At 61.5% G+C, this 14,289-nt stretch carries 12 protein-coding genes; 9 read left to right on the forward strand and 3 right to left on the reverse strand.

Annotated elements, in window-relative coordinates; genetic code table 11:
* Nucleotides 1–99: 99 nt before the first annotated feature.
* The 3 genes from ACYZUM_RS19695 to ACYZUM_RS19705 form a co-directional block, all read right to left on the reverse strand.
* Nucleotides 100–954 carry an ATPase gene (locus tag ACYZUM_RS19695; RefSeq protein WP_473061081.1) on the reverse strand — a complete coding sequence of 285 codons (855 nt, stop codon included), beginning with the start codon at nt 952–954 and terminating at the stop codon, nt 100–102.
* Between the two features lie 116 nt (nt 955–1,070).
* Nucleotides 1,071–2,063, reverse strand: a complete 993-nt coding sequence (locus ACYZUM_RS19700; protein WP_473061082.1) for an NAD-dependent epimerase/dehydratase family protein — start codon at nt 2,061–2,063, stop codon at nt 1,071–1,073.
* Between the two features lie 53 nt (nt 2,064–2,116).
* Nucleotides 2,117–3,010 (reverse strand): LysR family transcriptional regulator ArgP, encoded by an 894-nt coding sequence (locus ACYZUM_RS19705; protein WP_473061083.1) that lies wholly within the window; start codon nt 3,008–3,010, stop codon nt 2,117–2,119.
* A gap of 96 nt (nt 3,011–3,106) precedes the next feature.
* On the opposite strand from ACYZUM_RS19705, the gene ACYZUM_RS19710 reads away from it, so the two are divergent.
* The 9 genes from ACYZUM_RS19710 (at nt 3,107) to ACYZUM_RS19750 (ending at nt 14,283) form a co-directional block, all read left to right on the forward strand.
* Complete coding sequence (locus ACYZUM_RS19710) at nt 3,107–3,508, forward strand: ACT domain-containing protein (RefSeq protein ID WP_473061084.1); 402 nt, start codon at nt 3,107–3,109, stop codon at nt 3,506–3,508.
* Nucleotides 3,509–3,514: 6 nt separating this feature from the next.
* Entirely contained in the window at nt 3,515–4,117 is a 603-nt protein-coding gene (locus tag ACYZUM_RS19715; RefSeq protein ID WP_086791803.1) for a LysE/ArgO family amino acid transporter, read from the forward strand.
* 176 nt (nt 4,118–4,293) lie between these two features.
* Entirely contained in the window at nt 4,294–4,890 is a 597-nt protein-coding gene (locus ACYZUM_RS19720; RefSeq protein WP_003227660.1) for a superoxide dismutase, read from the forward strand.
* A 469-nt stretch (nt 4,891–5,359) separates the two neighbouring features.
* Nucleotides 5,360–7,411 (forward strand): putative bifunctional diguanylate cyclase/phosphodiesterase, encoded by a 2,052-nt coding sequence (locus ACYZUM_RS19725; RefSeq protein ID WP_041068421.1) that lies wholly within the window; start codon nt 5,360–5,362, stop codon nt 7,409–7,411.
* 228 nt (nt 7,412–7,639) lie between these two features.
* Nucleotides 7,640–8,983 (forward strand): imelysin family protein, encoded by a 1,344-nt coding sequence (locus tag ACYZUM_RS19730; protein ID WP_473061085.1) that lies wholly within the window; start codon nt 7,640–7,642, stop codon nt 8,981–8,983.
* A gap of 290 nt (nt 8,984–9,273) precedes the next feature.
* Complete coding sequence (locus tag ACYZUM_RS19735; RefSeq protein ID WP_473061086.1) at nt 9,274–10,701, forward strand: di-heme oxidoreductase family protein; 1,428 nt, start codon at nt 9,274–9,276, stop codon at nt 10,699–10,701.
* Nucleotides 10,702–10,727: 26 nt separating this feature from the next.
* Nucleotides 10,728–11,792 (forward strand): imelysin family protein, encoded by a 1,065-nt coding sequence (locus ACYZUM_RS19740; RefSeq protein WP_108183658.1) that lies wholly within the window; start codon nt 10,728–10,730, stop codon nt 11,790–11,792.
* Between the two features lie 14 nt (nt 11,793–11,806).
* On the forward strand, nt 11,807–12,907 hold the full coding sequence (locus tag ACYZUM_RS19745; protein WP_473061087.1) for a DUF1513 domain-containing protein: 1,101 nt from the start codon (nt 11,807–11,809) through the stop codon (nt 12,905–12,907).
* A 227-nt stretch (nt 12,908–13,134) separates the two neighbouring features.
* Nucleotides 13,135–14,283 (forward strand): efflux RND transporter periplasmic adaptor subunit, encoded by a 1,149-nt coding sequence (locus ACYZUM_RS19750; RefSeq protein ID WP_145594662.1) that lies wholly within the window; start codon nt 13,135–13,137, stop codon nt 14,281–14,283.
* Nucleotides 14,284–14,289 lie beyond the last annotated feature (6 nt).

The following is a 14,289-nucleotide window of genomic DNA, read 5'->3' on the forward strand; positions in this document are numbered from 1 at the left end:
GCAAAACCTGCAAATGCGCTCTACCTGAACGAAAGCAGGGGAGCGCTTCGCACTCCAGCGGGAGCAAGCTCCCTCGCCACAGATATCCTGACTTCGGCCCTACGGCCGGGCATTGATCTGCTGCTGCAGGTTCTGGATCTGCGCCTGCAGGGTGTTGAGGTTGCGGGTCATCTGACCACGGAATGCGTCGAACTCGGCGGTATTGCCACCGCCCTGTGGCGTTGCCGGGCGATTGTCCTGTTCGCTTTTGAGGACGACGATTTCCTGCTCCAGACGCTCGATCGCCGCGTTCGAAGTGCCCTGCTTCTTCAGTGCCGTGATATCAGCGCCGAGGCTTTTCAGCTGAGCGTCATAACTCTTGAGCTGGGCATCGACCTTGCTGGTATCCGCCGATGCGCCTTTCAGGGCCGCCAGTTCCGCGCTCAAGGCTTTGACCTGCGCCTGCAACTGGCTATTGGCGTTCTGTTGTTCAGTGGTCTGCGCGGTCATTTGCGCCAGACGCTTGTCCAGATCGCTGGCTTGGCCGACCACGCCTTGCTGCTGTTTACCCTGATCCAGCAACTGGGTTTCCAGCTGTTTGATCTGCAGCTTCAACGCTTCGCTGTCGCTGTTGACGTTGCTCTGGCTGGCCACCACCTTGCCGGAAATGTCCTGCAACCGCCCCGCCGCTTCCTCGCTGATGCGCGCAAAGCTTTCCTGGGTCGCGACCAACTGCTGCTCCATCAGCGAAATCTGCTGGAAACTCCACCAGGCCAGACCGATGAAGGCGAAGAACAACGCGCCGACCAGTGCCCACAGCGGCCCGGTGCTCGCAGCCTTGACCTTGACCACCGGCGGCGTGCGCGAGTGCACCGAGGTGCGGGCGCTGGGCGGAATGTCATCGTCGTCAAAGGTGTCGGCCCGCAGGCTCGGTACATCGTCGAAATCGTCGTTGGCATCGTTACGCATGGACATTGAGGCAACCTTTGTGGAACGCGGTGATGGCTAAATGCTGCGAAGTATAACCGCCGCAGCCGCAGGGATTGACCCTCAAGCGGCAGTGCGGTTCATTGCTGGCCGGGCGACTTGTATCAACGGATGTCCTGGGCTTTCCACCAGCCACAGAACTCGTCGAGGGCCGACCACAGGCTGACTTTCGGATCGTAGTCCAGATAATGCCGGGCGCGGCTGATGTCGAGGGTGAAATTTTTCTTCATGACCTGCATGCCCAGCCGCGACAGGGTCGGCTCCGGGCGGCCCGGCCAGAGTTTGCACACGCCTTCGTTGAGCGCTGCAACGCTGTAGGCCAGACCGTACGAGCGATACTTGGTGACCTGCGGCACGTCCATTTTGCGCATCACGTAATTGACCACATCCCACAACGGCACGGGCGCGCCATTGCTGATGTTGTAGGCCTTGCCCAGCGCGGAGCCGGCCGCCAGCAAGCTGCTGAGCAGCGCTTCGTTGAGGTTCTGCACACTGGTGAAGTCGACTTTGTTCAGACCGTCGCCAATGATCGCCAGACGCCCCTTGCGCTGCATGTTCAACAGCCGCGGGAAGATGCTCATGTCGCCGGCACCCGTGACAAAGCGCGGACGCAGAGCAATGGTTTCCAGACCGAATTCCTGCGCACCGAAGACCTTTTGTTCGGCCAGGTATTTGGTCGCCGCGTAGTGATGTTTGAAGCGCTTGGGCACTTGCTCTTCGGTCAGGCCGAGGTGATCGCGGCCATCGAAATAGATCGACGGCGACGACAGATGCACCAGCCGCCGCACGCGCTGCTTGAGGCAGGCTTCGACGACGTTTTCGGTGACCTGCACGTTGCCCTGATGAAAGTCCTGATAGCGCCCCCACAAGCCGACGGCGCCGGCGCAGTGCACCACGGCTTCGACGTCGGCGCAGAGTTCGCGCACCAGATCCGCATCGGTGAGATCGCCCGGGACGAACTCGGCGCCACGGCGCACCAGATGCTCGACGCTTTCGGCCCGGCGACCGTTGACCCGCACGTCCAGGCCCTGCTCCAGGGCGAAACGCGCAAAGCGTCCGCCGATGAAGCCGCTTGCGCCGGTGACCAGAATTTTCATGTAACGCTCCGATGACTTTCGTTTACCTGATACGTCTGTCTTGACGCTGATCATCAGCCCAAGGGCACCAGCCAGCGCGATGAAGAACGTCGCAATTGCTCGGTCAGCAAGGCCAGCAGCTGACCGCCATTGCGCCAATGATGCCAGTACAACGGCACATCGATCGGTTTATCTGGCAACAGTTCGCGCAATACACCGCGTTGCAGCTGCTCGCGCACTTGCAGTTCCGGCACCAGGCCCCAGCCGAACCCGGCTTCGGTCAGGCGCACAAATCCTTCGGAGGACGGACACAAATGGTGCTCGAATCCGCCATCGACACCCAGCGATGCGAGATAGCGATGCTGGAGGAAATCGTCCGGGCCGAACACCAGCGCCGGGGTGCGCGGCAACTGTTCGGCGCGCACCCCGTCGGGGAAATGCCGCTCGATGAATGCCGGACTGGCCAGCGCTCGATAGCGCATCGCCCCGAGCAACACGCTGCGCGCACCGGCCACCGGGCGTTCGCTGGCGCAGACACACGCCGCCACTTCCCCGGCCCGCATGCGCTTGAGGCCGACGGTCTGATCCTCCACCACCAGATCCAGCAATAAATGCTGCTCGGCGCAGAAATCTCCCACCGCTTCGGCCCACCAGGTGGCGAGGCTGTCGGCGTTGAGGGCGATGCGCAGACGCTCCGGCAGGCCCTCCTCGTCGAGTGCGGGGACCAGGGTCTGCAAGTCCCGCTCAAGCAGGCGCACCTGCTGCACATGGTTGAGCAGGCGTCGGCCAATCTCGGTCGGCGACGGCGGCGTACCGCGCACCAGCACCGGTTGGCCGACCCGCGCTTCCAGCAGTTTGATCCGCTGGGAGATCGCCGATTGCGACAGGCCCAGCACCTGCGCGGCACGTTCGAATCCGGCCTGCTCGACCACGGCGGCCAGCGCGGAAAGCAATTTGTAGTCGAACATCAGTCTTCCTAATGAGCGATCAGCACTATTGGTTTTTCTTATACCGCTTTCGACCGGAGAATAGCCAGCAAGCACGCTTTATCAAGGAACACGGCAATGGCTGGCGAAACCTCTCTCACGACGCTGCTGCGCAGCATGAGCCCGCAGCTCAATGCCGGCGAATACGTGTTCTGCACCCTGCGCGACGCGCAGTTGCCCAATGGTCTGGAAATTGTCGGCAGCTTCCGCGAGCAGGAAGGCCTGACCGTGATTCTCGAGCGCTCCCAAGCTGAACACGCCGGGTTCAGTTTCGATTATGTCGCGGCGTGGATCACCCTCAACGTGCATTCGGCACTGGAAGCCGTTGGCCTGACCGCTGCGTTCGCCAGCGCACTGGGCAAGGCCGGGATCAGTTGCAACGTAATCGCCGGTTATTACCACGACCATTTGTTTGTCGGTCAGGCCGACGCCGAACGCGCCATGCACGTGCTGCGCGATCTCGCAGCCAATGCGGAGTAATTATTGATGTGGCAAAGCTATGTGAACGGGCTATTGGTGGCCTTGGGGCTGATCATGGCGATCGGCACCCAGAACGCTTTTGTGCTGGCGCAGAGTCTGCGACGCGAACACCACCTGCCGGTGGCGGCGTTGTGTGTGGCGTGCGATGCGCTGCTGGTGGCGGCCGGGGTGTTTGGCTTGGCCACCGTGTTGGCGCAGAACCCGACATTGCTCGCGGTGGCACGCTGGGGCGGCGCGGTCTTTCTGATCTGGTATGGCAGCCAGGCGCTGCGCCGGGCGTTCTCGAAACAGAGTCTGGATCAGGGAGAAAACCACACCGTACGCTCGTTGCGCGCGGTGATGCTCAGCGCGCTGGCAGTGACACTGCTCAACCCGCACGTTTATCTGGACACGGTGTTGCTGATCGGCTCGCTAGGGGCGCAGCAATCGGTGCCGGGCGCTTATGTCGTGGGTGCGGCAAGTGCTTCGCTGCTGTGGTTTTTCACCCTCGCCCTCGGTGCCGCATGGCTCGCGCCGTGGCTGGCAAGGCCGAGTACCTGGCGGATTCTCGATCTGGTGGTGGCGTTGATGATGTTCACGGTCGCCGGGCAATTGATATTGGCCCAGTGATTTATTCCAAACAGCTCTGGAACCTCTATCCCACACAGTTGTTGCGTGGTTAAGCCTTGACCCCGGTGCTATGATCCGAACCCTGCGCCGCAAAGAGTAAAAACTCGTCGGTGCATTTCTGGCCGCCCGTGATCGGCCTTGCGCTCACCGCAACAGACCTGATTAGGAGAATCATCATGGCTTTCGAATTGCCGCCGCTGCCTTACGCACACGATGCCCTGCAGCCGCACATTTCCAAGGAAACCCTGGAATTTCACCACGACAAGCACCACAACACCTATGTCGTGAACCTGAACAACCTGGTGCCAGGCACCGAGTTCGAAGGCAAGACCCTGGAAGAGATCGTCAAGACTTCCTCGGGCGGCATCTTCAACAACGCCGCTCAGGTCTGGAACCACACGTTCTACTGGAACTGCCTGGCGCCAAACGCCGGCGGTCAACCAACCGGCGCACTGGCTGAAGCCATCAACGCAGCGTTCGGTTCGTTCGACAAGTTCAAGGAAGAGTTCAGCAAGACCTCCATCGGTACCTTCGGTTCCGGCTGGGGCTGGCTGGTGAAAAAGGCTGACGGTTCCCTGGCCCTGGCCAGCACCATCGGCGCCGGCAACCCGCTGACCAGCGGCGACACCCCGCTGCTGACCTGCGACGTCTGGGAACACGCTTACTACATCGACTACCGCAACCTGCGTCCGAAGTACGTTGAAGCGTTCTGGAACCTGGTCAACTGGAAGTTCGTTGCCGAGCAGTTCGAAGGCAAAACCTTCACCGCTTAAGCTGCGCGCCAGTCAAAAAACCCGGCTATTGCCGGGTTTTTTTATGCCTTTACTTTGTGTAGGAGCTGCCGCACCGTGCCACGATTTCTGGCGCCTCTGTTTTTCTGTAGGAGCTGCCGCAGGCTGCGATCTTTTGACTTTGATTTTTTAAAGCAAGATCAAAAGATCGCAGCCTTCGGCAGCTCCTACAGGAAATAGCGTTTTTCTCACGATGAACGTTGTCTGCGGCGGCTTGCCGGGGCAGCACATCGGACTAACATCAAACAGAGGAAAAATTGTCCCGCACCGCTCAAGTTGAGGGCCGAAACTACCGACACAGTACAAATAGAGCTGAGACTCCAGACAGCAGTATTTCGGCCAAGGCCACGGGCAAATGTTCCGAGGCTTGATTGTCCCTTTGACTGCCAACACGGGATTGCCAATACTCATGGCAACTTGACGCTACCCGCACGGAACAAGGAATAACCCTTTGAAGCTGGAACTCAAGAACAGCTTGTCGGTGAAGTTGCTCCGGGTCGTGCTCCTTTCGGCATTGATCGTCGGCGTGGTCTTGAGCTGCGCCCAGATTGTTTTCGATGCCTATAAAACCCGCCAGGCGGTGGCCGGCGACGCGCAGCGCATCCTCGACATGTTCCGTGATCCCTCGACGCAGGCCGTCTACAGCCTGGACCGGGAAATGGGCATGCAGGTGATTGAAGGCCTGTTCCAGGACGATGCCGTGCGCCAGGCCTCCATCGGCCACCCCAATGAAGCGATGCTCGCGCAAAAGTCCCGTGAGTTGCAGCACTCCAACAGCCGTTGGCTGACCGATCTGATCCTCGGTCAGGAACGCACCTTCACCACCCAATTGGTCGGTCGCGGCCCGTACAGCGAGTATTACGGCGACCTGAGCATCACCCTCGACACCGCCACCTATGGCGAGAGCTTCATTGTCAGTTCGGTGATCATTTTCATTTCCGGCGTATTGCGCGCCCTGGCCATGGGCCTGGTGCTGTATCTGGTCTATCACTGGCTGCTGACCAAGCCGCTGTCGCGGATCATCGAGCACCTCACCGAAATCAATCCCGATCGCCCCAGCGAGCACAAGATTCCGCAGCTCAAGGGCCACGAGAAAAACGAACTGGGGATCTGGATCAACACCGCCAACCAGTTGCTCGAATCCATCGAACGCAACACCCACCTGCGCCACGAAGCGGAAAACAGCCTGCTGCGCATGGCCCAGTACGACTTCCTCACCGGCCTGCCGAACCGCCAGCAATTGCAGCAGCAACTGGACAAGATTCTGGTGGACGCCGGCAAGCTGCAACGCCGGGTCGCGGTGCTGTGCGTGGGGCTGGATGATTTCAAAGGGATCAACGAGCAGTTCAGCTATCAGACCGGTGACCAGTTGCTGCTGGCACTGGCCGACCGACTGCGCGCCCACAGCGGTCGCCTTGGCGCCCTCGCCCGACTGGGTGGCGACCAGTTTGCGCTGGTGCAGGCCGATATCGAGCAGCCTTACGAGGCGGCAGAACTGGCGCAAAGCATCCTTGATGATCTGGAAGCGGCGTTTGACCTCGATCATCAACAAATCCGCCTGCGCGCGACCATCGGCATCACCCTGTTCCCCGAAGACGGCGACAGCACCGAGAAACTGTTGCAGAAAGCCGAGCAGACCATGACGCTGGCGAAGACCCGCTCGCGCAATCGCTATCAGTTCTACATTGCCAGCGTCGACAGCGAGATGCGCCGCCGTCGCGAACTGGAAAAAGACCTGCGCGACGCACTGATTCGCGACCAGTTCTACCTCGTTTATCAGCCGCAGATCAGCTACCGCGATCACCGCGTGGTCGGGGTCGAAGCACTGATTCGCTGGCAGCATCCGGAGCACGGTCTGGTACCGCCGGACCTGTTCATCCCGCTGGCCGAACAGAACGGCACGATCATCGCCATCGGCGAGTGGGTGCTGGATCAGGCCTGCAAGCAATTGCGCGAATGGCACGATCAGGGCTTCGTCGATCTGCGCATGGCGGTCAACCTGTCCACCGTGCAACTGCACCACGCCGAGTTGCCGCGGGTGGTCAACAACCTACTGCAGATCTACCGCCTGCCGCCGCGCAGCCTGGAGCTGGAAGTCACCGAAACCGGCCTGATGGAAGACATCAGCACCGCCGCCCAACACCTGCTGAGCCTGCGCCGCTCCGGTGCGCTGATTGCCATCGACGACTTCGGTACCGGCTATTCATCGCTGAGTTACCTGAAAAGCCTGCCGCTGGACAAGATCAAGATCGACAAGAGCTTCGTTCAGGACCTGCTGGATGACGACGACGATGCGACCATCGTTCGCGCCATCATCCAGCTGGGCAAGAGCCTGGGCATGCAGGTGATCGCCGAAGGCGTGGAAACCGCCGAGCAAGAGTCCTACATCATCTCCGAAGGCTGCCACGAAGGTCAGGGCTACCACTACAGCAAGCCGCTGCCTGCCCGGGAGCTGACGGCCTACCTCAAGCAAGCCCAACGCAGCAACGCGGCTATTTTATAAAGTCAAAAGATCGCAGCCTGCGGCAGCTCCTACAGGGATCGCATTCCCCTGTAGGAGCTGTCGAGTGAAACGAGGCTGCGATCTTTTGATCTGCGCCATCACACCGGCGTAAACAAGAAATATTTCCAGCCACAACCCTTTACACATAATGCGAAAGATTTGCATTATGTCGCAGCTTTGCGCACCCCCGCGCCCTGTCCATTCCATTACCGAAGCAGGATGTTCGCCATGATTCGTATGCCTCTGGCTACCGCCAGTCTGCTGGCCATCGCTATTTCCCTCGCCGGTTGCGGCGAAGGCAAAGACAAGGCTGCCGCCCCGGCCGCGCCGACGCCGGCCGCCAGCACCGCCGCTGCACCGGCCCCCGCCGCTGCCGGTAAAGTCGATGAAGCCGCCGCCAAGGCTGTGGTTGCGCACTACGCGGACATGGTCTTCGCCGTCTACAGCGATGCCGAATCCACTGCGAAAACCCTGCAAACCGCGGTCGACGCGTTCCTCGCCAAGCCGAACGCCGACACTCTGAAAGCCGCTCGTGCAGCCTGGGTCGCCGCGCGCGTGCCTTACCTGCAGAGCGAAGTGTTCCGCTTCGGCAACACCATCATCGACGACTGGGAAGGTCAGGTGAACGCCTGGCCGCTGGACGAAGGCCTGATCGACTACGTCGACAAGTCCTACGAACACGCACTGGGCAACCCGGGGGCCACCGCCAACATCATCGCCAACACTGAAGTGCAGGTTGGCGAAGACAAGGTCGATGTGAAAGACATCACCCCGGAAAAACTCGCCAGCCTCAACGAGCTGGGCGGTTCCGAAGCCAACGTCGCCACCGGCTACCACGCGATCGAATTCCTGCTCTGGGGCCAGGACCTGAACGGCACCGGCCCGGGCGCCGGCAACCGTCCGGCGTCGGACTACCTGGAAGGCGCAGGCGCCACCGGCGGTCACAACGATCGTCGCCGTGCCTACCTCAAAGCCGTGACCCAACTGCTGGTCAGCGACCTGGAAGAAATGGTCGGCAACTGGAAGCCGAACGTGGCTGACAACTACCGCGCCACCCTGGAAGCCGAGCCGGCTGAAAGCGGCCTGCGCAAAATGCTGTTCGGCATGGGCAGCCTGTCCCTGGGTGAACTGGCGGGCGAGCGCATGAAAGTTTCGCTGGAAGCCAACTCGCCGGAAGACGAACAGGATTGCTTCAGCGACAACACCCACAACTCGCACTTCTACGATGCCAAAGGCATTCGTAACGTGTACCTGGGCGAGTACAGCCGGGTTGACGGGACCAAGATGACCGGCGCCAGCCTGTCGTCGCTGGTGGCCAAGGCTGACCCGGCTGCCGACACCGCGCTGAAAGCCGATCTGGCCGCTACCGAAGCCAAGATCCAGGTCATGGTCGATCACGCCAACAAGGGTGAGCACTACGACCAGTTGATCGCTGCGGGCAACACCGCCGGCAATCAGATCGTGCGTGACGCCATCGCCGCGCTGGTCAAGCAGACCGGTTCGATCGAAGCCGCTGCCGGCAAGCTGGGCATCAGCGACCTGAACCCGGACAACGCTGATCACGAGTTCTGATCAACGCTTGCTGCACAAGAAGGCGACCTCCGGGTCGCCTTTTTCGTGCCTGCTTTTTGCGGTGATGCTGATGGCCTCATCGCTGGCAAGCCAGCTCCCACAGGTTTCGCGGCGTTCACACACTCCGAGTACAACACAAATACTGTGGGAGCTGGCTTGCCAGCGATGGCTGCGCCTCGGTCTCGAGTGAAACCCTGCCGCAAATCAAGCAAACGATAATTCCTCTTATTCAAACTCCCTCGCCCTGTTAGACTTTGCGCCTTTGTTTTCGCCCGCCCGCAGGATGTCTGATGCCCTCGCTGCTGCTTCGCTTGTCCGCACTGTTTCTGGCCCTGGGCCTGAGTGCCTGCGATGACGCCCCGCGCTTTACCAAGGCTGAGCCCGGTGAAGCGCGTTCGGGCGGGGCGACGACTGTGCGCAAGACCGATCAGAATGCGTTCTCGCTGCCTTCGGCCAATCTGCCGCCGTCGCGTCGGGTCGACTTCAGTGTCGGCAACAGTTTCTTCCGCAGTCCGTGGGTGATCGCCCCGTCGACCACCACCGCGCGCGATGGCCTCGGCCCGTTGTTCAACACCAACGCCTGCCAGAACTGCCACATCAAGGACGGCCGCGGACACCCGCCGGCACCGGATGCGGCGAACGCGGTGTCGATGCTGGTGCGCCTGTCGATTCCCGATTCGCCGGCCTATGCCAACGTCATCGAGCAACTCGGCGTGGTGCCGGAGCCGGTCTACGGCGGCCAGTTCCAGGACATGGCCGTGCCCGGTGTCACGCCCGAAGGCAAGGTGCGCGTCGAATACACCCCGGTGCCGATTCGTTTCAAGGACGGCACCGAAGTCGAGCTGCGCAAACCGGTGCTGCAATTCACTCAGTTGGGCTACGGCCCGATGCACCCGGACACGCGTTTCTCGGCCCGGGTTGCGCCGCCGATGATCGGCCTCGGCCTGCTCGAAGCCATTCCCGAAGAAGCGATCCTCGCCAACGCCGCCGCGCAGGCCAAAGAGAACAACGGCATCAATGGCCGAGCGAATCGAGTATGGGATGACGCATTGCAGAAGACCGTCATGGGTCGATTCGGCTGGAAAGCCGGGCAACCCAATCTCAATCAGCAGAATGTCCACGCGTTTTCCGGAGACATGGGCCTCACGACCAGCCTGCGCCCCTTCGATGACTGCACCGACGCACAAACTGCGTGCAAACAGGCGCCGAACGGCAATGGCCCGGACGGCGAGCCGGAAGTCAGCGACAACATCCTGCGTCTGGTGCTGTTCTACACACGCAACCTCGCAGTGCCGGCACGTCGTGGCGTCAATGACGAACAAGTGCTGGCCGGCAAGAACCTGTTCTTCCAGGCCGGCTGCCAGTCCTGTCACACCCCTCAATACACCACCGCCGCCAACGCCGCCGAACCTGAATTGGCCAATCAAGTGATTCGCCCGTACAGCGATCTGCTGCTGCACGACATGGGCGACGGCCTGGCCGACCACCGCAGCGAATTCCAGGCCTCCGGCCGCGACTGGCGCACCCCGCCGTTGTGGGGGATCGGCCTGACGCAGGCAGTCAGCGGCCACACTCAGTTTTTGCATGACGGCCGCGCCCGCAACCTGCTCGAAGCCGTGCTCTGGCATGGCGGCGAAGCGCAGCAGGCGCAGCAACAGGTTTTGTCTTTCAACGCCGAGCAGCGAGCCGCGCTGCTGGCGTTCTTGAACTCACTTTAAACACTTAAAAGAATCGGGAGCCCGACATGTTCCGTCCCAAGTTGTTGTTCACCAGCCTTGCCGCACTTGCTCTTGGCGCCTGCTCGCCGCAGGACCCGCAAGCAGTCACGTCGGCGGCCATCGCCAAATCGGTGATCCTGCCGACTTACACCCGCTGGGTCGAAGCCGACAAGCAACTGGCGGTCAGCGCCCTCGCCTACTGCCAGGGCAAGGAAACCCTGGAAACCGCCCGCGCCGACTTCCTGCACGCGCAGAAAGCCTGGGCCGAGCTGCAACCGTTGCTGATCGGGCCACTGGCCGAGGGCAACCGTTCGTGGCAGGTGCAATTCTGGCCGGACAAGAAAAACCTCGTTGGTCGTCAGGTCGAGCAACTGGTCACCGCCCAGCCGCAGATCGACGCCGCTGCACTGGCCAAATCCAGCGTGGTGGTACAGGGCCTGTCGGCGTACGAGTACATCCTGTTCGATGAAAAGCCGGACGTCGCCAACGCCGAGCAGAAAGCCAAGTACTGCCCGTTGCTGATCGCCATCGGCGAGCGCCAGAAGCAACTGGCCGAAGAGATTCTGCAGAGCTGGAACAACACCGACGGCATGCTCGCGCAGATGAGCAAGTTCCCCAACCAGCGCTACGCCGACTCGCACGAAGCGATCGCCGATCTGCTGCGTGTGCAGGTCACCGCCCTCGACACCCTGAAGAAAAAACTCGGCACGCCAATGGGCCGTCAGAGCAAAGGCGTGCCGCAGCCGTTCCAGGCTGATGCATGGCGCAGCCAGTCGTCGCTGACCGCGCTGGAAGCCAGTCTGGCAGCGGCCAAAACCGTCTGGGAAGGCGTCGACAACAAGGGCCTGCGCGGTCTGTTGCCGGCCGAGCAGAAACCGTTGGCAGACAAAATCGACGCCGCTTACGCCGCGTCGCTGGAGCTGTTCGGCAGCACGCAGCGCTCGCTGACCGAAATGCTCCAGGACGACGCCGGTCGTCAACAACTCAACGATCTCTACGACAGCCTCAACGTCGTCCATCGCCTGCACGAAGGCGAACTGGCCAAGGCGCTGGGCATCCAACTGGGCTTCAACGCCAACGACGGTGACTGATGAGGGCAAGTGCCATGCTGCGACGCCAGGCTCTGACTTTAGGTAGTTTGCTGCTGGGAGCAGTGACACTGGGCGGCTGGACGCTGTTCAAGCGCAAGGATCAGAGCCCGCTGTTGCTCTCGGCGCGCGATGACACCGACGGCAAGCATTACGCCGTCGGTTATCGGCTGGACGGTACTCGGGTGTTCGCCACCGAAGTCGGCCAGCGTTGTCACGACATCATCAACCACCCGACGCTGCCGATCGCGCTGTTCGTCGCCCGCCGCCCGGGCACCGAGAGCTACCTGATCGATCTGCGCGACGGGACGTTGCTGCAAACCGTGACTTCTCAGCCGAATCGGCATTTCTACGGCCACGCCGTGGTGCACAAGGATGGCGAATACCTGTACGCCACCGAGAACGACACCACGGATCCGGGGCGTGGCCTGCTCGGGGTGTACAGGTTCGAAGGCGAGCGGCTGGTGCACAGCGGCGAGATTTCCACCCATGGCCTCGGACCACATCAAGTGTCGTGGATGCCCGATGGCGAAACCCTGGTGGTGGCCAACGGCGGGATCCGCACCGAGGCCGAAAGCCGCGTCGACATGAACCTCAACGCCATGGAACCCAGCCTGGTGCTGATGCAGCGCGACGGTACGCTGTTGAGCAAGGAAACCCTTGCGCAGCAGATGAACAGCGTGCGTCACCTGGGCATCGCCAGCGACGGCACCATCGTCGCCGGCCAGCAGTTCATGGGCGCCTCGCATGAGCGTTCCGAACTGTTGGCGATCAAGCGTCCGGGCCAGCCCTTCGTGGCGTTCCCGGTGCCGGAGCATCAGTTGCAGTCGATGGGGCATTACACCGCCAGCGTTGCGGTGCACAGTGAACTGCGTCTGGTGGCGTTGACCGCACCGCGCGGCAACCGCTTCTTCATCTGGGACCTGGACAGCGGCGAAGTGCGCCTCGACGCGCCGCTGCCCGATTGCGCCGGCGTCGGTGCGGTGCAGGACGGCTTCGTCGTGACCTCGGGTCAGGGCCGTTGCCGTTACTACGATTGCCGCCAGGATCAACTGCTGGCCAAACCGCTGGAATTGCCGGCGGGGCTCTGGGACAACCATCTTCATCTGATGGCCTGAATCAACGCTGTAACTGTGGCGAGGGAGCTTGCTCCCGCTGGGGCGCGAAGCGGCCCCGCTTTTTTTAACTCAAAAGCATGGGACTGCTGCGCAGTCCAGCGGGAGCAAGCTCCCTCGCCACAGGGGTTTTATTCGTCCTCACTGTAATAACTGGCAGTTGGAATCCCCACCTGACTCGGGGTAATGTGCCCGCCTGTCTCACCTGATTTATCCAAGGAACTGGAAAAATGCTGCGTCGCCGCATGCTGATCATGTTGGGTGTTGTCTTGCTGGTCGTCCTGGTATTGGGCGGGTACAAAGCCTTTTCGATCTACACCATGATCCAGGGCTTTGCCAAACCGAAACCGCCGATCAGCGTCGCCGTGGCCCGCGCTACCGAACAGCCGTGGCAGATGCGTTTGCCCACCGTCGGCTCGCTCAAGGCCTTGCAAGGCGTCGAGCTGAGTCTGGAAGTCGCCGGCACCGTCACTGAACTCAAATTCGAATCCGGACAGAAGGTCAAAGCCGGGCAGCCACTGCTGCAGCTCGACAGTGCCGTCGAAGCCGCCCTGCTGGAAACCGCCAAGGCTGACCTGGGCCTGGCGCAACTGGATTTCGGCCGAGGCAGCCAGTTGATCGACAGCCGGGCCATCTCCAAAGGTGAATACGACCGGCTTTCGGCGGTGCTGCAAAAGGAGCGGGCCACGGTCAATCAGCTCAATGCAGCACTGGCGAAAAAGCGCATCGTCGCGCCGTTCAGCGGCACCATCGGGATTCGTCAGGTCGACATCGGCGACTACCTCGCCAGCGGCACTAAAATCGCCACCCTGCAGGATTTGAGCAGCCTCTACGCCGACTTCTATGTGCCGGAGCAATCGGTGCCAAAACTGGCCATCGGCCAACCGGTGCAGATCGCAGTTGCGGCCTATCCCGGACAGACCTTTCCCGGCGCCATCAGCGCGATCAACCCGATTGTCGAGAGCACCACGCGCAATATTCTGGTGCGCGCGACCCTGGCCAACCCCGACGGCAAGTTGCTGCCGGGCATGTTTGCCAGCCTCGACGTGCTGCTGCCCGATCCACAGCAACACATCGTGGTGCCGGAAAGCGCGATCACCTACACCCTCTACGGCAACTCGCTGTACGTGGTCGGGCAACAGAAGGCCGAGGATGGCAGCGTGGTCAAGGACGACCAGGGCCAGCCGGTGCTGATCGCCGAACGCCGCTTCATCGAGACCGGTGAACGCCGCGATGGCCTGGTGATGATCAACAAGGGCGTGCAGAGCGGCGAACAAGTGGTGACCGCCGGCCAGATCAAACTGGACAACGGCGCACACATTGCCATCAGCGACGACAAGACCCTCGGCGAGCAGAACAGTCCGCCCCGCGCCGACTGATCAAGG

Source organism: Pseudomonas sp. m6p, from assembly GCF_055760375.1.

What these genes read in the sequence shown, in the direction of transcription:
- ACYZUM_RS19695 (WP_473061081.1), bottom strand. Translation starts at nt 954, where the DNA reads ATGTCCATGCGTAACGATGCCAACGACGATTTCGACGATGTACCGAGC.
- ACYZUM_RS19700 (WP_473061082.1), bottom strand. Translation starts at nt 2,063, where the DNA reads ATGAAAATTCTGGTCACCGGCGCAAGCGGCTTCATCGGCGGACGCTTT.
- ACYZUM_RS19705 (WP_473061083.1), bottom strand. Translation starts at nt 3,010, where the DNA reads ATGTTCGACTACAAATTGCTTTCCGCGCTGGCCGCCGTGGTCGAGCAG.
- ACYZUM_RS19710 (WP_473061084.1), top strand. Translation starts at nt 3,107, where the DNA reads ATGGCTGGCGAAACCTCTCTCACGACGCTGCTGCGCAGCATGAGCCCG.
- ACYZUM_RS19715 (WP_086791803.1), top strand. Translation starts at nt 3,515, where the DNA reads ATGTGGCAAAGCTATGTGAACGGGCTATTGGTGGCCTTGGGGCTGATC.
- ACYZUM_RS19720 (WP_003227660.1), top strand. Translation starts at nt 4,294, where the DNA reads ATGGCTTTCGAATTGCCGCCGCTGCCTTACGCACACGATGCCCTGCAG.
- ACYZUM_RS19730 (WP_473061085.1), top strand. Translation starts at nt 7,640, where the DNA reads ATGATTCGTATGCCTCTGGCTACCGCCAGTCTGCTGGCCATCGCTATT.
- ACYZUM_RS19735 (WP_473061086.1), top strand. Translation starts at nt 9,274, where the DNA reads ATGCCCTCGCTGCTGCTTCGCTTGTCCGCACTGTTTCTGGCCCTGGGC.
- ACYZUM_RS19740 (WP_108183658.1), top strand. Translation starts at nt 10,728, where the DNA reads ATGTTCCGTCCCAAGTTGTTGTTCACCAGCCTTGCCGCACTTGCTCTT.
- ACYZUM_RS19745 (WP_473061087.1), top strand. Translation starts at nt 11,807, where the DNA reads ATGCTGCGACGCCAGGCTCTGACTTTAGGTAGTTTGCTGCTGGGAGCA.
- ACYZUM_RS19750 (WP_145594662.1), top strand. Translation starts at nt 13,135, where the DNA reads ATGCTGCGTCGCCGCATGCTGATCATGTTGGGTGTTGTCTTGCTGGTC.